At 63.6% G+C, this 16,499-nt stretch carries 23 protein-coding genes; 14 read left to right on the top strand and 9 right to left on the bottom strand.

The window, feature by feature from the left end; all coding sequences use genetic code 11:
- The first annotated feature begins 300 nt into the window (after window positions 1-300).
- On the top strand, window positions 301-1,272 hold the full coding sequence (locus FHW96_RS16465; RefSeq protein WP_172341654.1) for a nitronate monooxygenase family protein: 972 nt from the start codon (window positions 301-303) through the stop codon (window positions 1,270-1,272).
- On the opposite strand, the gene FHW96_RS16460 is transcribed toward FHW96_RS16465, so the two are convergent.
- From FHW96_RS16460 to FHW96_RS16420, 9 genes are all read right to left on the bottom strand, one after another.
- Window positions 1,258-1,887 (bottom strand): MarC family protein, encoded by a 630-nt coding sequence (locus tag FHW96_RS16460; RefSeq protein WP_172341653.1) that lies wholly within the window; start codon window positions 1,885-1,887, stop codon window positions 1,258-1,260. The two genes, FHW96_RS16465 and FHW96_RS16460, sit on opposite strands and share 15 nt — an antisense overlap.
- Before the next feature lie 40 nt (window positions 1,888-1,927).
- A complete protein-coding gene (locus FHW96_RS16455; RefSeq protein WP_172341652.1) occupies window positions 1,928-2,581 on the bottom strand; it encodes a hypothetical protein in 654 nt (217 codons plus the stop codon).
- Window positions 2,582-2,622: 41 nt separating this feature from the next.
- Window positions 2,623-3,537 carry a bifunctional methylenetetrahydrofolate dehydrogenase/methenyltetrahydrofolate cyclohydrolase FolD gene (gene folD, locus FHW96_RS16450; RefSeq protein WP_172341651.1) on the bottom strand — a complete coding sequence of 305 codons (915 nt, stop codon included), beginning with the start codon at window positions 3,535-3,537 and terminating at the stop codon, window positions 2,623-2,625.
- A complete protein-coding gene (locus FHW96_RS16445; RefSeq protein ID WP_172341650.1) occupies window positions 3,534-3,827 on the bottom strand; it encodes a YggT family protein in 294 nt (97 codons plus the stop codon). Before FHW96_RS16445 ends, folD begins: the two co-directional genes overlap by 4 nt.
- Window positions 3,828-3,977: 150 nt before the next feature.
- Window positions 3,978-4,889, bottom strand: coding sequence for an acetylglutamate kinase (argB, locus tag FHW96_RS16440; protein ID WP_172341649.1), 912 nt, complete (start codon window positions 4,887-4,889; stop codon window positions 3,978-3,980).
- Between the two features lie 42 nt (window positions 4,890-4,931).
- Complete coding sequence (locus FHW96_RS16435; protein ID WP_172341648.1) at window positions 4,932-5,600, bottom strand: queuosine precursor transporter; 669 nt, start codon at window positions 5,598-5,600, stop codon at window positions 4,932-4,934.
- A gap of 299 nt (window positions 5,601-5,899) precedes the next feature.
- Window positions 5,900-6,580, bottom strand: coding sequence for a guanylate kinase (gene gmk / locus FHW96_RS16430; RefSeq protein ID WP_253951013.1), 681 nt, complete (start codon window positions 6,578-6,580; stop codon window positions 5,900-5,902).
- A gap of 43 nt (window positions 6,581-6,623) precedes the next feature.
- The gene (locus FHW96_RS16425) at window positions 6,624-6,887 is read right to left on the bottom strand and encodes a hypothetical protein (protein WP_172341647.1); all 264 of its coding nucleotides are present in this window, start codon (window positions 6,885-6,887) and stop codon (window positions 6,624-6,626) included.
- A 5-nt stretch (window positions 6,888-6,892) separates the two neighbouring features.
- Complete coding sequence (locus FHW96_RS16420) at window positions 6,893-7,390, bottom strand: SspB family protein (RefSeq protein ID WP_172341646.1); 498 nt, start codon at window positions 7,388-7,390, stop codon at window positions 6,893-6,895.
- A 95-nt stretch (window positions 7,391-7,485) separates the two neighbouring features.
- On the opposite strand from FHW96_RS16420, the gene hisB reads away from it, so the two are divergent.
- From hisB to pal, 13 genes are all read left to right on the top strand, one after another.
- On the top strand, window positions 7,486-8,094 hold the full coding sequence (gene hisB / locus FHW96_RS16415) for an imidazoleglycerol-phosphate dehydratase HisB (RefSeq protein ID WP_168605928.1): 609 nt from the start codon (window positions 7,486-7,488) through the stop codon (window positions 8,092-8,094).
- Between the two features lie 8 nt (window positions 8,095-8,102).
- A complete protein-coding gene (gene hisH, locus FHW96_RS16410) occupies window positions 8,103-8,723 on the top strand; it encodes an imidazole glycerol phosphate synthase subunit HisH (RefSeq protein ID WP_172341645.1) in 621 nt (206 codons plus the stop codon).
- Window positions 8,720-9,448: a 1-(5-phosphoribosyl)-5-[(5-phosphoribosylamino)methylideneamino]imidazole-4-carboxamide isomerase gene (gene hisA, locus FHW96_RS16405; protein ID WP_172341644.1), complete on the top strand. Its 729-nt coding sequence runs from the start codon at window positions 8,720-8,722 to the stop codon at window positions 9,446-9,448. The genes hisH and hisA overlap by 4 nt, the downstream gene beginning before the upstream one ends.
- 236 nt (window positions 9,449-9,684) lie before the next feature.
- The gene (gene hisF, locus FHW96_RS16400; protein WP_172341643.1) at window positions 9,685-10,449 is read left to right on the top strand and encodes an imidazole glycerol phosphate synthase subunit HisF; all 765 of its coding nucleotides are present in this window, start codon (window positions 9,685-9,687) and stop codon (window positions 10,447-10,449) included.
- A 141-nt stretch (window positions 10,450-10,590) separates the two neighbouring features.
- A complete protein-coding gene (locus FHW96_RS16395; RefSeq protein ID WP_172341642.1) occupies window positions 10,591-10,785 on the top strand; it encodes a hypothetical protein in 195 nt (64 codons plus the stop codon).
- A 45-nt stretch (window positions 10,786-10,830) separates the two neighbouring features.
- Complete coding sequence (locus tag FHW96_RS16390; protein WP_172341641.1) at window positions 10,831-11,169, top strand: phosphoribosyl-ATP diphosphatase; 339 nt, start codon at window positions 10,831-10,833, stop codon at window positions 11,167-11,169.
- 3 nt (window positions 11,170-11,172) lie between these two features.
- Window positions 11,173-11,550 (top strand): histidine triad nucleotide-binding protein, encoded by a 378-nt coding sequence (locus FHW96_RS16385; RefSeq protein ID WP_172341640.1) that lies wholly within the window; start codon window positions 11,173-11,175, stop codon window positions 11,548-11,550.
- 64 nt (window positions 11,551-11,614) lie between these two features.
- Window positions 11,615-12,139 (top strand): YbgC/FadM family acyl-CoA thioesterase, encoded by a 525-nt coding sequence (locus FHW96_RS16380; protein WP_172341639.1) that lies wholly within the window; start codon window positions 11,615-11,617, stop codon window positions 12,137-12,139.
- A complete protein-coding gene (gene tolQ, locus FHW96_RS16375; RefSeq protein WP_168605920.1) occupies window positions 12,136-12,843 on the top strand; it encodes a protein TolQ in 708 nt (235 codons plus the stop codon). Before FHW96_RS16380 ends, tolQ begins: the two co-directional genes overlap by 4 nt.
- 3 nt (window positions 12,844-12,846) lie before the next feature.
- Entirely contained in the window at window positions 12,847-13,311 is a 465-nt protein-coding gene (locus FHW96_RS16370; protein ID WP_172341638.1) for a biopolymer transporter ExbD, read from the top strand.
- Window positions 13,312-13,315: 4 nt separating this feature from the next.
- The gene (locus FHW96_RS16365) at window positions 13,316-14,326 is read left to right on the top strand and encodes a hypothetical protein (RefSeq protein WP_172341637.1); all 1,011 of its coding nucleotides are present in this window, start codon (window positions 13,316-13,318) and stop codon (window positions 14,324-14,326) included.
- Window positions 14,323-15,720, top strand: coding sequence for a Tol-Pal system beta propeller repeat protein TolB (gene tolB, locus FHW96_RS16360; protein ID WP_253951011.1), 1,398 nt, complete (start codon window positions 14,323-14,325; stop codon window positions 15,718-15,720). Before FHW96_RS16365 ends, tolB begins: the two co-directional genes overlap by 4 nt.
- A gap of 59 nt (window positions 15,721-15,779) precedes the next feature.
- The gene (gene pal, locus FHW96_RS16355; protein WP_172341669.1) at window positions 15,780-16,319 is read left to right on the top strand and encodes a peptidoglycan-associated lipoprotein Pal; all 540 of its coding nucleotides are present in this window, start codon (window positions 15,780-15,782) and stop codon (window positions 16,317-16,319) included.
- Window positions 16,320-16,499 lie beyond the last annotated feature (180 nt).

Here is a 16,499-nt window from a genome sequence, read left to right as displayed (position 1 = left end):
CCGAAGGCGGCGGTGGGCCCAATTATCCCAATATGTGAGAAGAAGGAGAATATGCGAGGGTCTAGACCCTCGCGCTCCCGGGACTGTCTGCGTGGTGTGTCAACTCGGCCGAGGCACCTGCGCGCAAAGTTGAGATTGGAAAGCCTGCGGTGCGGCAAGGTCAGAGTTCGCCGCCGCAGGCCATAAAACCCTCGAACCCCACATCACCCCCGCCAACCCGTCACCACCCCAAAACGGGATTGCAAAGGGCCCCCGCCCTTTGCCCGCCGGAGGCAAAACCCCAAACCGAGAGGACCACCCATGCAAACCCGCATCACGCAAATGCTTGGAATCAAACATCCCATCGTTCAGGGCGGGATGATGTGGGTGGGCACGGCGGATATGGCGAGCGCGGTGTCGAATGCGGGCGGGCTGGGCATCATCACCGCGCTGACCTTTCCCACGCCCGACGCCCTGCGCGCCGAGATCGAGCGCTGCCGCGCGCTGACCGACATGCCGTTCGCGGTTAATCTGACGCTGCTGCCCTCGCTCAACCCGCCGCCCTATGCCGAATACCGCCGCGCGATCATCGAGAGCGGCATCAAGATCGTGGAAACCGCTGGCCACAACCCGCGCGAGCATGTCGAGGACTTCAAGAGCCACGGCATCACGGTTCTGCACAAATGCACCGCCGTGCGCCATGCGCTGAGCGCCGAGCGGATGGGGGCCGACATCATCAGCATCGACGGCTTTGAATGCGCAGGCCACCCCGGCGAGGATGACATTCCCGGCCTGATCCTGATCCCGGCGGCGGCGGACAAGGTGCGCGTGCCCTTGCTGGCCAGCGGGGGCTTTGGCGACGGGCGCGGCCTTGCCGCCGCGTTGGCGCTGGGGGCCGAGGGCATCAACATGGGCACGCGCTTTTGCGCGACGCTCGAGGCGCCGATCCACCCCGATATCAAGCGCATGCTGGTGGACGGCGACGAGCGGGGCACCGACCTCATCTTCCGCACCTTCCGCAACACCGCCCGCGTGGCCAAAAACGCCATCTCTCAGGCCGTGCGCGAGGCCGAAAGCCGGGGCCAGCCCTTCGAAACCATCGCCCCGCTGGTCAAAGGCGCCCGCGGCCGCGAGGGTCTCAGCACCGGCGACACCGCCCACGGCGTCATCACCGCAGGTCTCATCATGGGCCTCATCCACGACATCCCAACTTGCGAACAACTCATCCAGCGGATCGTCAAAGACGCCGAAGAGGTGATCAAGAACAGGCTGGCCCGCTTAGTGGCCCAATAGCACCCCGCGCACCCCGTCGATCACATATTGCACCGCCAGCGCGCCCAGCAGCACGCCCAGCACGCGGGTGATCACCGCCTCGACCCGGCTGCCCAGCAGGCGCATGATCGGCCCCGCCGCCAGCAGCGCCAGCGCCGTCAGCAGCAGCACGCAAACCAGCGCGGCCAGCACCACAGCGGCCCCGGTGCGGTCATTGGCATGGCCCATCATCAGCATCACCGTGGCGATCGAACCCGGCCCCGCGATCATCGGCATGGCCATCGGAAAGACGCTGATATCCTCATGCGGTTCGGGCGTATGAAGCACCTTTTCCACGCGTTCCTCGCGGCGCTGGGTGCGCTTTTCAAACACCATTTCCAATGCGATCAGGAACAGCATCATCCCGCCCGCAATGCGGAAAGCATTCAGCTCGATCGCCAACGCTGCCAGCAAGCCTTTGCCGAACAAGGCAAAGACAATCAGGATAGTGCTGGCGATGATGCTGGCGCGGATGGCGGTGCTGCGCGCGGCCTGGGGCGTATAGCTGGCCGTCAGCCCGCCATAGATCGGCGCGCAGCCGACCGGATCGATCACCACGAAAAGCGTGGCGAAGGTGGAGATGAAAAGTTCAAGCATGCCCTTGCCTTACCCCAGCGTGAGGTTCAGCAAAAGGGGCCTATTTCGAGGCGCGGCGCAGCACTTCGCTCATCTTGCCCGCGATTTTGACGCTGACAACATAGTCGCGCGTGCCGTCGGGGCGGGCCGAGGTGGACCATTCGAGCGAATGGTCGCTGCTTTGGCCGGACAAATGTTCCCCCACCACCGGCGGCGTGAATTCCAGCGCCTTTTGCCCGCGCGGGCCGCACTCGGCGACCTTGGCTTCGGCCCATTCGGGTTCGGCCATCGGTTTGTCGGTGGCGCCGCCCTGATCCAGCACGAAGAGATACTGCCCTTTCTTCTGCCGCTGCCACACGGTGGAGAACCAGCCATGGGCCGAGCCTGCCTGCCATCCGCCATAGGAAATGGCCGTGGCGCCGTCGCAGCTCATCCAGACATTGTGGACCTGCCATTGCAGGGGCTGGGCGGGATTGGCGCGGTGGCGGGCAAAATCCTGCACCTGCACCACCTTGTCGCCGTCAAACATTTGCGCGTCCGGCGCGCCATGATCGCGGAACGCCTGCCACTGGCCCTTGTCGCGCACCGCGCGGGCAAAGCCGATTTCGCGGGCGATAATGTCGCTGGGCAGGGCGAACATGGTGGCCATGCCCTTGGGCGGGCGCTGGGCCATGGCCGCGCCGGGCAACATGGCCGCAACCACCAATGCGGACAAAGCCCGCCTTCCAAAAAACGTAAGAAAGGCGGGCTTTGTCATCAGATCGAATGCTCCGGCAGGTCGGCAGTGGCCAGCGTCAGACCTTCATGCGCATAAGCGGCCACCAGCGCATTGCGCAGCAGCACCGCAATTGTCATGGGGCCAACGCCGCCCGGCACCGGAGTAATGGCGCCCGCCACCTGAACAGCGCCTTGATAATCGACATCGCCCACGATCCGGCCCTTGGTCTTGCCTTCGGCGGGGGGCAGGCGGTTGATGCCCACGTCGATCACGGTCGCGCCCGGCTTGATCCAGTCGCCCTTGACCATTTCGGGCACGCCCACGGCGGCCACGACAATGTCGCTGCGCCGCACGACTTCGGCCAGATCCTTGGTGTGGCGATGGGCGATGGTGACGGTGCAATTGGCCGACAGCAGCAGTTGCGCCATGGGCTTGCCCACGATGTTGCTGCGCCCGATCACCACGGCATTCAGGCCCTTGAGGTCGCCCAGACGGTCTTCGAGCAGCATCAGGCAACCCAGCGGCGTGCAGGGCACATAGCCGGCCTGGCCCACGGCCAGACGGCCCGCATTCGTGACGTGGAAGCCGTCGACATCCTTGTCCGGGTCGATGGTGGCAATCACCTTCTGCTCGTCCATATGGCGGGGCAGGGGAAGCTGGACCAGAATGCCATCGACCGCCGGATCGGCGTTGAGGCTTTCCACCACGGCCAGCAGTTCTTCCTCGCTGGCGTCCGCTGCCAGCTTGTGTTCAAAGCTGTTCATGCCCGCCGCCACGGTCTGCTTGCCCTTGGAGGACACATAGACCTGACTGGCCGGATCCTCGCCCACCAGCACCACGGCAAGACCCGCCTTGCGCCCGGCCTTGGCCTCGAACTCACCAGCCAGCACGCCGATACGTGCGCGCAGCCTTTCGGCAAATTCCTTCCCGTCGATAATTTTGTTCTCGCTCATCCGTAATGATTCCCAATGTAAACCAGCAAGATGATGACGATGCGAATCAGCACCAGCAGCGCCATCGGCGAAAGGTCGATAAAGCCGGTGTGTGGCATCAACCGGCGGATCGGCCTTAACATCGGCTCCAGAATCGCGTTGAGCGCCTGCCAGATGCCGGAAACCAGCGGATTATGCAGGTTTACGACGTTGAAGCTGATCAGCAACCCGAGAACGACCTGAACCAGAACGGCCGTTGACACGATATCGGCCAACAACAACAGTATGGGGATAATCACTTCGTTAATCACGGGGCGCTTCCTCTCCCAATGGCAGAGCGTGTGGCCTAGCCGAGGCAAGCCACGCGCGCAACCGGAGCGCTGAGGAAGGATTGTAAGTGTTGCTTACAAATTTAGCAAGGGTGCAGGAAAGGATTCCTGCAAAACATCGCCAATTCGCGATTAAGCCTTGCGGATCAGCGTGCCCGCGCCCTTGCTGGTGAAGAATTCCAGCAACATGGCATGGGGGACGCGGCCGTCCAGCACGACGGCGGCTTCGCATCCGGCCTCCACCGCATGGGTGCAGGTGGCCAGCTTGGGGATCATGCCGCCGCTGATCGTACCATCTTCGGCCAGCGCCTCAATGTCCGCAGGCGTCAGATCGGTCAGCAGGTTCTTGTCCTTGTCCAGCACGCCCGGAACGTCGGTCAGCAGGAACAGGCGAGCAGCGCCGATCGCAGCGGCAATCGCGCCTGCCATCGTGTCGGCGTTGATATTGTAGGTCTCGCCATCATGGCCCACCGCGATGGGGGCGATGACCGGGATCAGGCCCGCGCTCGACAGGGTTTCCAGGATCGAAGTGTCGATGTGATCGGGTTCGCCCACATAGCCCAGGTCCACCACGATGGCCTCACCGCTGTCGGGGTCCTCGATGGCCTTGCCCAGCTTTTGCGCCTCGACCTTGCGCGCCGTGACCAGCGCGCCGTCCTTGCCGGAAATGCCGACGGCCTTGCCGCCCGCCTTGCTGATCCAGCTGACCAGTTCCTTGTTGATCGCGCCGGAGAGGACCATTTCGGCAACCTCGGCGGTGGCCTTGTCGGTCACGCGCAAGCCGTTGACGAATTGCGATTCGATGCCCAGCGCTTTGAGCATCCGCCCGATCTGCGGACCGCCGCCATGGACGACCACGGGGTTGATGCCCACGGCCTTCAAAAGCACGATATCCTCGGCAAAATCCTGCGCCAGCGCAGGATCGCCCATCGCATGGCCGCCGTATTTCACAACGAAAGTGCGCCCTTCGTAACGCTTGAGATAGGGCAGGGCCTCAATCAGCGTTTCGGCTTTGGCGAGCAGGGATGCGGTGGAGTCGTTCATGGCGCGCCGTTTACCGCGCTTTTGGCGGAATAGAAGTGTTTTTTATGCTGCCTTTTCGCGATCAAGCCAGCGCCCAAGCGATACAAACAGATAGATCAGCGGCGGAACCATGATCGTGGAAAGCACCAGCTTGGAAATGATCTGACCCTTCATCAAGGGACCAAGGTCAAGCACGCCGTAAAAGCTGATGGTGATGAAGATCAGCGTATCAACGATCTGGCTGAGCAGGCTGGCCGCCCAGGCGCGCAGCCACAGGTGTTTGCCGTCCTTGCCCCGCGCTAGGCGCGAAAAGACATAGACATTAAGCGTTTGCGAGGTGCCATAGGAGCAAAGTCCGGCGAATTGCATCCGCGCGCCCTGACCCAACAGATGGGCAAAGGCGGGCTGATCTGGCCAGAACGGGGCGGGCGGCACGGCGTGGATGACGATCATCAACAGCGCCATCGACACAATCAACGGCACAAAACCAAAGCGAACCAGACGGTTGGCCGTCGCTGTGCCATGCAGCTCCGCCGTTGCGCTGCCCAGCACGACAAGGATCAGGAAAGCGAAAATCCCGCTCTCCACCGCCAGATTGCCAAGGAGAGGCCATGTGCCAAGATCGGCGATCTTTGTCCCCAGCACACCCGCCAGAACGCACAGGCCGCCATACAGCAGCGAGCCGGCGAAAAGCGAAAGCGGGATGTTGGGGGCGGTTTGCGGCTGGTTCATTACAGGGGTTTAGCGGGGTGTGTCTGGGGCTTCAAGGGGAAGGGTGCCTCCGGCGGGCAAAGGGCGGTGGCCCTTTGCAATCCCGTTACTGTCGAGGTTGCGCCATGGGGGGCGGCCAATGGGTGTCGGGCGCGATGTTTGAATGTTAAAGCCTGCGGCGCCTATTAGCGCGAGGCCGCCGCGCCGCAGGCTTTAAATCGCATTGGCGCTACGCCGCCAACCCCACACCACCCCATTAATGGGATTGCAAAGGGACAGGTCCCTTTGCCCGCCGGAGGCAAAATCACCCCCGCACAAATTCACCCATGCTTGGTCCGCAACAGCCCGCGCACAAACGGGATCAGTCCGGTCTGCCGCTTGCGCCGCAAACGCTCCGAGGCCAGGATCAGCTTCACCTGCTCATAGCATTCGTCCAGATCCTCGTTCACCACGACATAGTCATAGGCGTCCCAGTGGCTGATTTCGGCGCGGGCGCGGTCCATGCGGGCGTTGATGACTTCGGCGCTGTCGGTGCCGCGGCCCGAGAGGCGGCGGTGCAGTTCCTCGATGCTGGGGGGCAGGAGGAAAACGCGGACCACGTCCTGCGCGTCCTTTTGATAGAGCTGCTGCGTGCCCTGCCAGTCGATGTCGAAGAGGAAGTCCTTGCCGTGTTTCAGCCCGGCGCGGATATGGGCCTTGGGCGTGCCGTAGCAATTGCCGAAAACCTCGGCCCATTCATAGAATTCGTCATTTTCCGCCATGCGGTCGAATTCTTGCTGGCTGACGAAGAAGTAGTCCACGCCATCGACCTCGCCGGGGCGGGGCGTGCGGGTGGTGGCCGAAACCGAGGGGTTGATCGCATGATCTTCGGCCAGAAGGCGGCGGGCGATCGTGGTCTTGCCGGTGCCCGATGGGCTCGACAGGATGAACATCAGCCCGCGACGATGCAGGTCGGGGTGGTGGTGGTCGGTGTGGTGCAGATCGTGCGATTCAGGAGCCATGGCGTCCGATGCCGCAACATCGCCGCGCGATCAAGGGGCCTGTTTATTTGGCCCCTTCGTCCTTGTCCTTTTTGTGTTCCTGCTTGCGGTCGTGCAGATGTTTGGCCAGCAGCACCCCGCCCACGAGGATCGCGCCGGGAACCGACCGCGTGGCCAGCTTCGTCAGCGCGAAACCGGCCAGCTTGCGGGGCAGCGAGATGCGCTGCTGATCGCCCGCCTTGTCCTGCACGATGATCGTATCGACGGCCTTCCTGACCAGCGACTGGCCGTTCTGGCGGATCAGGCTGGAAAGTTTGGGCGCGCTCATCGGATTTACTTCTTGCGTCCGAAATCCACCGTGACGACATTTGAGCCATCCTCGCTGGTTGCGATGGGGCTGTCGCCGTCGGGCGAGTCGTTTTCGGCTTCATCGTGGAGTTCGGGTTCCATGTCCTCGACCGAGGCCTGAAACTGGAGGCCGAAATCGACCGCCGGATCGACAAAGGCGGTGATCGCGGCAAAGGGGATCATCAGAATGGCGGGCACCTGATTGAAGGTCAGCCCGACCGAGAAATGGTCCTCGCCCACATTCAGATCCCAGAACTTGTTCTGGAGCACGATGGTCATTTCATCGGGAAAGCGGGTTTTGAGGTGGGCGGGAATATCGACTCCCGGCGCCTGAGTCTTGAAAGTGATGTAGAAATGGTGATTGCCCGGCAGCGAGCCGCCCGTGCTGGCCACCTGGCCGAGCACGCGGCCCACCACGGCGCGCAGCGCTTCCTGCACGATTTCGTCATAGGGGATCAGGCTGTCAGGCGTATCATCGGTCATGGGCTCTCAAGTGGCGCTTGGGGGCTGGATGGTCAAGAGGGGATATGCGCAGCGAAACCTATTGATCGCGCCGCCGTCGGGTATATAGGCACGCCATGCGCACCGCCCGTATCGCCCGCAAGACGCACGAGACCGATATTCTCGTGGAAGTGAACCTCGATGGATCGGGGAAGTATGATGTCTCAACAGGCATCGGCTTTCTCGACCATATGGTGGAGCAATTGTCGCGCCACTCGCTGATCGACATGACCGTGAAGATCAAGGGCGACCTGCATGTCGACCAGCACCACACGGTCGAGGATTGCGGCATCGCCATCGGTCAGGCCGTGTCGGCCGCGCTTGGCGACAAGGCAGGGATCGGCCGATATGGTCAGGTCTATTCGCCGATGGACGAGGCGCTGGCCCGTGTGGCGCTCGATATTTCGGGCCGTCCCTGGCTGGTGTGGAAGGCTGCTTTCACCGTCCACAAGCTGGGCGAGATGGACACCGAACTGTTCGAACACTGGTTCCATTCCTTTGCTCAGGCAGCCGGCATTACGCTGCACATCGAAGTGCTTTATGGCCAGAACAACCACCATATCATTGAAGGCATCTATAAGGGCCTTGCCCGCGCTTTGCGCACGGCGGTCGAGCTGGACCCCCGTAAGGGCGGGGCTGTGCCTTCGACCAAGGGCCTGCTTGGGGATGGAACTCTGAATGGCTGAGGTGAGTCATGTCTGAAGTATTGGCCCTGATCGACTATGGCGCGGGCAACCTGCATTCGGTGGCCAATGCGCTGAAAGCCGCCGGGGCCGAAGCGGTGAAGATCACCGCCGACCCCGATGTGGTGCGCGCCGCCGATCGTATCGTGCTGCCCGGCGTCGGCTCGTTCAAATCCTGTGCGGAAGGGTTGCGCGCGATCCCCGGCCTTGTCGCTGCGATGGAAGAGCGCGTGATGGTGGGCGAGGCGCCGTTCCTTGGCATCTGCGTTGGCATGCAATTGCTGGCCACGCAGGGCGTCGAGCATGGCGTCACCGCCGGCCTTGGCTGGATTCCGGGCGAAGTGCGCCTGATTGAGCGCGCCGACCCCACCATCAAGATCCCACATATGGGATGGAACGATGTGGGCGTCCAACCCCACGCCCCGCTGATCGAGCCGGGCGAGGCTTATTTCCTGCACTCCTATGAATTTGTTGCCGAAGATGGCCACCATATCGTGGCCATGACCGACCATGGCGGGGGCGTGACCGCTGCCGTGGGGCGCGACAATATCCTTGGTGTGCAATTTCACCCCGAGAAGAGCCAGTCCTATGGTCTCTCGCTGCTGGCCCGTTTTCTGGAGTGGAAGCTGTGATCGTTTTTCCCGCAATCGACCTCAAGGGTGGTCAGGTCGTCCGTCTGGCCGAGGGCGATATGGACCGCGCCACGGTCTATGGCGACAACCCCGCCGCGCAGGCGCAGATCTTTGCCGATGCGGGCAGCCAGTTCCTGCATGTGGTCGATCTGGACGGCTCTTTCGCGGGCCGGGCGGAAAACCGCGAGGCGGTCGAAGCGATCCTGCAAAGCTTTGAAGGCCATGTGCAGCTGGGCGGCGGCATCCGCACGCGCGAATCGGTTGAGGGCTGGTTCAACCTTGGCGTGTCGCGCGTGGTGATGGGCACGGCGGCGCTGAAGGACCCCGAATTCGTCAAGGACATGGCGAAAGAGTTCCCCGGCGGCATCGTCGTGGCTGTGGACGCGCGCGATGGCTTTGTGGCCACGCAGGGCTGGGCCGATGTGTCGGACGTGGCGGTGGTCGATCTGGCCCGCCGGTTTGAGGATGCGGGCGTGGCCTCGCTGCTCTTCACGGACATTGGCCGCGACGGTTTGCTCAAAGGCGCGAATATCGAGGCGACGGTCGATCTGGCGCGGCGGGTGAATATTCCCGTGATCGCATCGGGCGGGGTCAAGGGGCTGGACGATATTCGCCTTTTGGCTCTGCATGCGGAGGACGGGATCGAGGGTGTGATCACTGGTCGCGCGCTGTTTGAGGGCAAGCTCGATCTGGCCGCAGCGATTGCGATGGCTTCGAAAGACTAAGGGATAGATGCGAGGGTCTAGACCCTCGCGCTCCCATGACTGTTTGCGTGGCGTTTGTGGTTCGGCCTTGGTTGGCGATACGCGCCGTTTGAATTGTAAAGCCTGCGGCGCCTTTAGCGCTCCTTCGCCGCGCCGCAGGCTATAATATGCATGGCGCCGATGTTTCGGGCAGGGCGCCACCCATTAACGGGATTGCAAAGGGATCGAATCCCTTTGCCCGCCGGAGGCATGAGAAAATGACCGTTCGTATCCGCGTAATTCCCTGCCTCGATGTCCGCGATGGCCGCGTGGTAAAGGGCGTGAACTTTGTCGACCTGATCGATGCGGGCGACCCGGTGGAGCAGGCGCGGGCCTATGACGCGGCGGGGGCGGATGAATTGTGCTTTCTGGATATCAGCGCCAGCCATGAGGGGCGCGGGACGCTGCTCGATGTGGTGCGCCGCACGGCCGAGGTCTGCTTCATGCCGCTGACCGTGGGCGGCGGCGTGCGCAGCGCCGGGGATGCGCGCGCGCTGCTGCTGGCGGGTGCGGACAAGGTGGCGGTCAACAGCGCCGCCGTCAGCCGCCCCGAGGTCGTGCGCGACATTGCCGAGAAGTTCGGCAGCCAGTGCATCGTGGCCTCGGTTGACGCGCGCGGTGTGGCTCCGGGCAAATGGGAGATTTTTACCCATGGCGGGCGCAAGGCCACCGGCATTGACGCGATCGAACATGCGGTGCGCCTGACCGAACTGGGCGCGGGCGAATTGCTGGTGACCAGCATGGATGGCGACGGCACGCAGGCGGGCTATGATCTGGAACTGACGCGAAAAATTGCCGACAGTGTCGGAATTCCTGTCATCGCCAGCGGCGGCGTGGGCAATCTCGACCATCTGGTTGAGGGCGTGACCAAGGGCCATGCCAGCGCGGTTCTGGCGGCCAGCATCTTCCACTTTGGCAAACATTCGATTGCCCAGGCGCATGGTGCGCTGCGGGCGGCGGGGCTGCCGGCGCGGGGCGGCTGAAGGCGGGAATTGATTAACGGACAGTGTCGGAATTTTTACCAAATGACACTTATAGTTAATATATAAATTATTCTAAATCATATGCTTAACTAAATGGCACGCATTGTGCATTAACTATCTCCGTCAATCGGGGAGTATTTCATGCGTCTGTTTCTGAATATCGCGGCCCTCTTGCTGATCGGCGCGATGTTGCTGCAACCGATGCTCGCATCGCATGGGCTGGCGGGCCTGACCTCGTCGAACATGGCGATGGCGGCGCTGGGGCTGGCCGGGCTGATGCTGGGCTATCGCGGCAGCAGTCGGCCCGCCAAGGCCAATACGCCCGCTATGGCGTAACTTCCGGGCTTGACGGCGCGGCGCGACCGCCCCATCGCAGGCGGCATGAACGACACCGTCCGTCCCTTGGCCACGCTGGCCCGGCTTGAAGCCACCATCGCCCAGCGCGCCGCCGCCGATCCTTCCTCCTCCTATGTGGCCAAGCTGAACGCGCGCGGCGTGGCCAAGATCGCCCAGAAGGTGGGCGAGGAAGCTGTCGAGGCGGTGATCGCGGCCATGGCCGATGATCGCGCTGGGCTGATCGGGGAATCGGCGGATCTGATTTTCCACCTGCTGGTGTTGCTGAACGCCAAGGGCATTGCCCTGACCGAGATCACCGACGAACTGGACCGCCGCGAAGGCGTGAGCGGGATCGTCGAAAAAGCCAGCCGCAAGGAAGACTGACCGATGCCGATCGACCCCACGCTTGCCTATGACCACGGCAACATCTTTGCCCGCATCCTGCGCGGTGAGATCCCGGCGAAGAAGGTCTATGAGGACGATTTCGCGCTGGCTTTTCATGATATCGCGCCTCAGGCGCCGGTGCATGTGCTGGTGATCCCCAAGGGCGCCTATGTGTCGTGGGACGATTTTTCGGCCCATGCCCCGGCCGAGGAAATTGCCGGCTTCATCCGCGCCGTCGGTCATGTCGCGCGCGAACAGGGGCTCGTGGCGCCCGGCTATCGGCTGCTCGCCAATGTGGGCATGGATGGCGGACAGGAAGTGCCGCATCTGCATGTTCACCTGTTCGGCGGCAAGCCGCTTGGGCGCATGATCGCCCAATAAGCGCGTTTATTCGCAAGGGCGGGTTGCTCTTTGCGCCAAGGGCGGGCTAGATTCAGCGACAATTATGAACGCCCTGCCTCTCCCCCCTTCCGGCTGCTTCGATGGCCTTGCGCATCTCTATGCGGTGCGGGCCTATTTCGAGGATACCGACCTGTCGGGCGTGGTCTATCATGCCAATTATCTGCGCTGGTTCGAGCGTGCCCGCTCGGATATGCTGCGCCTGCTGCATGTGGACCAGCGCGGCGCGCAGGAGGCGGGCGAGGGGGCCTATGCCGTGGCCGAAATGACCATCCGCTATGCCGCGCCTGCGCGCCTTGACGACGATGTGCTGATTGAAACGCGGATCGAGGAACTGGGCGCGGCCAGCATCCGGCTGGTTCAAGCCGCGTTCAGGCGGGCCAGTGTTGAGAAAGGCGCCGTTCAGAAAGGCGCGCTGCTGACGCAGGCATCCGTTCGGGTGGGCTTTGTCGCCCCCGATGGCCGCCCGCGCCGACAGCCCGCCCAATGGCGCGCCACCTTTGCCCAGTTTTTGGCCGGAACCATTCCGGCATCCATTGATTTAAGCCCCAACCAACCGGGAACCCCATGACCGACCTCGACCTGCTTGCTGCCGCTGCCGGCTCTACCCATCTCGATCCTGTCAAGCTGTTTCTGGACGCCGATATTGTCGTGCGGGTGGTGATGGGCGGTCTGGTTCTGGCCAGCGTATGGGTGTGGACGATCCTGTTGTCCTTCGGCTTTCGCATGGCATCGCTGCGCCGACAGTCGGAGGCCTATGAGGGCGAATTCTGGAAATCGCGCGACATTGACGCGTTTCAGGCCGAGCGCGGCGGCGGCAAGAATGCCGATCTGCCGGTGGCCAAGGTGGTGAGCGCGGCTCTGGCCGAATGGCGCCGTTCGGCCACGGGCAAGATCGACCGCTCGGGCGCGCGCCAGCGCCTCGCCTCGGTGATGGACAGTGTGGTGGCGGCTGAGGCCGAATCTCTGGCCGACCGGCTGAATTTCCTTGCCACGGTGGGTTCTGTCGCGCCCTTCGTCGGCCTGTTCGGCACCGTCTGGGGCATCATGAACAGCTTTTTCCAGATCGGCCAGCAGCAGAATTCCTCGCTCTCGGTCGTCGCGCCCGGCATTTCCGAGGCGCTGTTTGCCACCGCCATCGGCCTGTTCGCGGCCATTCCGGCGGTGATCGGCTACAACCGCTATTCGCATATCGTGAACAGCTTTGAATCGCGCCTGCAACGCTTTGCCGACCGTTTCCATGCGAGCCTGTCTCGCGAGCTGGACGGGCTTTGATCCATGGCGATGGGCATCCATAAATTTTCGAAGCGGCGAGGGCGGGGCAGTCGCGCGCCGATGGCCGAAATCAACGTCACGCCGCTGGTCGACGTGATGCTGGTGCTGCTGGTCATCTTTATGGTCACCGCGCCGCTGATGAAGGCGGGTATCCCGATCTCCTTGCCCGACAGCCGCGCCAAGCCGCTGGACCAGACGCCCAAGCAGGTGACGATCACGATGAATGCCGAGGGGCGCGTGTTCCTCGATGATGACGAGCTTTCGCCCGGCGAACTGGTCGAGCGGGTGGGCAGCCTGCCGCGCGGGGCCGATGGGGCGATGCCGCTGGTGACGCTGCGTGCGGACAAGGCGCTGGAATATGGCCGCGTGGTGAGTGTGATGGGCGAATTGAATCGCGCCGGGATCACCGCCATTTCGCTGGTAACGGTGGCGGGCGGTGCGCCCGCCGAAACTGCGAAGAAGCCCTGATTCCATGCCGCTGGCCCAAACCTATTCCAGCCGCAAGGGCCTGAGCCGGGGCGAGGCGATTGGCCTTGGCGTCGCGGTGGTGGGGCATGTGGCGCTGGTGGCGGTGCTGGCTTTGCAGCCTTCCGCTCCGCCCTTGCCGCGCCCGCAGCGGATGCAGGTGACGCTGGCCGAGGATGTGGCCAAGGAGGCGGTTTCGACCAGCCGCGAGGAGGCCGCGCCCGATCTGGCCCCGCAACTGGGCGAGGCCCAGCCGATGGCCGTGCCCGTACCTGCGCCGCAACCGGCGCCTGCGCTCCAGCCGGCACCCAAGCCCGTGCCGGTCCCGCCGCCGCCCAAGCCCGTGCCGCAGCCCAAGCCGCAACCGGCCCCGCCGCCGCCGCGTCCGGCCCCGCAGCCGCATCCCGCGCCGCCGCCCAAGCCCGCGCCCATGCCGAAGCCTCAGCCTGCGCCGGTTAAGCCCGCACCCGCCAAGCCGACCCCGGCCAAGGCAGACCCGATCTCAGCCGCGATTGCGGCGGCCCATGGCAGCAAGGCGCCCCCCGTTAAGAAAGAGGCCGCCAAGCAGGAGGCCAAGACTGAGGCCGCCAAACCGGCCACCAACAAGCCCGCAGGCGGCAGCCGCATCGGCGTCGATTTCCTGAAAGGTTTTGGCGCCGGCCCCGCGGGCAAGGCGCAGACCCCGCCCGCCGCCGTAATCGGGCCGGGGGTCAAGGCCGCGCTCTCGGGCGCGATCAGCCGCCAGTTGAAGCCGCATTGGCGCGTGCCGCAGGGGGTGGAAACCGATCAGTTGGTCACGATTCTGGCCTTTGACCTCAACCCGGACGGCACGTTGGCTGGGCCGGTCACGGTGGTGCGTCAGGAAGGCGTGACCGCCAGCAACCATCCGCAAGCCGGGCTGCATCGCGAAAATGCAATACGCGCGGTCAAACTTGCGGCACCTTTTCCTTTGCCGCCCGATCTCTATGAAGCATGGAAACATGTGCAATGGCGTTTCGACAGGAACCTGTCCCAATGATGATGCGTAAATTCTCTTACGGGCTTCTGGCTGGCGCGGCCTTGATGGCCGCCGGCGCGATTCATGCCCAGACCATCGCCCCCGCCCCGATGGTGACGCCCAACCCGCCGCCCGCCGCCGACAATGGCGTGCTGACCGGCACGGTTTCGGATGACACCGCTTGGCAAAGCCTTGGCATCGCCATCCCCAGTTTTGCCACCAACGCCGATGTGCCCACCGCCGCTAGCGCGGGCAGCACCGCGCAGGTGGGCCGCGCGATTGCCGAGGTGATCACCGGGGACCTGAAGAATAACGGCCTGTTCAAGCCCACCGGCCCCAACAGCCTGCCGCCGATCCCGATCATCCAGGTGCTGACGCCCGATTTCCCCACATGGAGCACGCGCGGCGCCGAAATGCTGGTGCATGGCAGCGTCTCGGCGGCCAGCAACGGCAATCTGGTGGTGGGTTGTTACCTGTATGACGTCAGCCTGCGTCAGCAACTGGTGAAGGCCACATGGGAAATGGCGCCGGGCGACTGGCGCCGGGCCGCGCATAAATGCGCCGATACGGTCTATTCGCGCCTGTCGGGGGAAAGCCCCTTCTTTGACAGCCGCATCGCCTATATCGCGGAAACCGGGCCCAAGGATCACCGGATGAAGCGGTTGGCCATCATGGACAGCGACGGGGCGAACCACCGGTTTATCACCACCGGGCAGGCCATGGCGCTGACCCCGCGTTTCTCGCCCGATTATCGCAAGATCGTCTATCTGTCCTATCTCAATGGTCGCCCGCGCATCTATGTCTATGACGTGGAAAGCGCGAGCCAGAAGATGATCGCCGAACCGGGCAGCCCTGCCTTTGCCCCGCGCTGGTCGCCCGATGGCAAGTGGATCCTGTATTCGATGGCATCGGCGGGCAACACGAATATCTATCGCGTATCGGCCAATGGCGGGATCAGCCAGAAGCTGACCGAGACGCCGGGGATCAATGTCGGCGGGTCCTATTCGCCCGATGGCAGCAAGATCGTGTTTGAAAGCGATCGCGGCGGCAGCCAGCAGATTTACGTGATGAACGCCGATGGCAGCAACCAGCGCCGCATCAGCTTTTTCGGCGGCCGCGCGGCCACGCCTGAATGGAGCCCGCGCGGGGACCAGATTGCCTTTACCCATATCGCGGGCAATCTGCGCATTGCGGTGATGGGGGTTGATGGCGGCGGCATGCGCTATCTGACCAATGCATGGCAGGACGAGGCCCCGACATGGGCGCCCAACGGCCGTATCATCCAATTTTTCCGCACCGAAAAGGGTACCGGCAAGACCAGCATCTGGCAGGTGGACCTGACGGGTCGGAATGAACGGCGTTTGCCCACGCCGGTCGATGGATCGGACCCTTCGTGGGGACCGGTTCGCCAGTAACGGGCCCAGTTTTGCCTACCCTCTGTACTTACTACCCCTGTAGTCAAGGAGAAGACATGATGCCCTCCATGCTCAATACTCGCCTGCTGAGCGCCGGTGTGCTCGTCAGCGTGAGCGCGCTGGCCCTTTCGGCCTGCTCGCCCAAGCCGCCCAAGCAGTTGCCGCCCGAACCCGGCCCGCCGGTCACCAACACCATGCCCGCACCGGCTCCTGTCGTGCCGGTTGGCCCGGCGCCGGGTTCGCAGGCCGACTTCCTGGCCTCGGTCAATGGTCGCGACACCATCCACTTCGCGCTGGACAAGTATGACATCGACCAGATCTCGGCCGATATCCTGCGCGTTCAGGCGGGCTGGCTGCTGAAGTATCCGGGCAAGAAGGCCACCATCGAGGGCCATGCCGACGAACGCGGCACCCGCGATTACAACCTCGCCCTTGGCGAACGCCGCGCCAATTCTGCCAAGGCATTCCTGGTCAGCCTGGGCGTCGACGCCTCGCGCCTGACCACGGTCAGCTATGGCAAGGAACGCCCGGTCGATACCGCTTCGACTGAGGAAGCATGGGCGAAGAATCGCCGCGCCGTGACCGTCACCATCGACTGATCGGGCGACTGATCCGGCGATCACAAGCGATGCAGAACCCCGCGCCGGAGCGATCCGGTGGCGGGGTTTTGTTTTCAGCGCAGGATGATAGTGGCGTAGCGCGCCATGGCCATACCGGGCGCCATCAGCGCACAGGCGGCGCTCGCGGCAATGGCAATCATGCTGGCAAGGGCAAGTTGG

The organism is Novosphingobium sp. SG751A (assembly GCF_013149295.1).
Classification (GTDB): Bacteria; Pseudomonadota; Alphaproteobacteria; order Sphingomonadales; family Sphingomonadaceae; genus Novosphingobium.
This window is presented reverse-complemented; position numbering and strand designations above follow the sequence as displayed.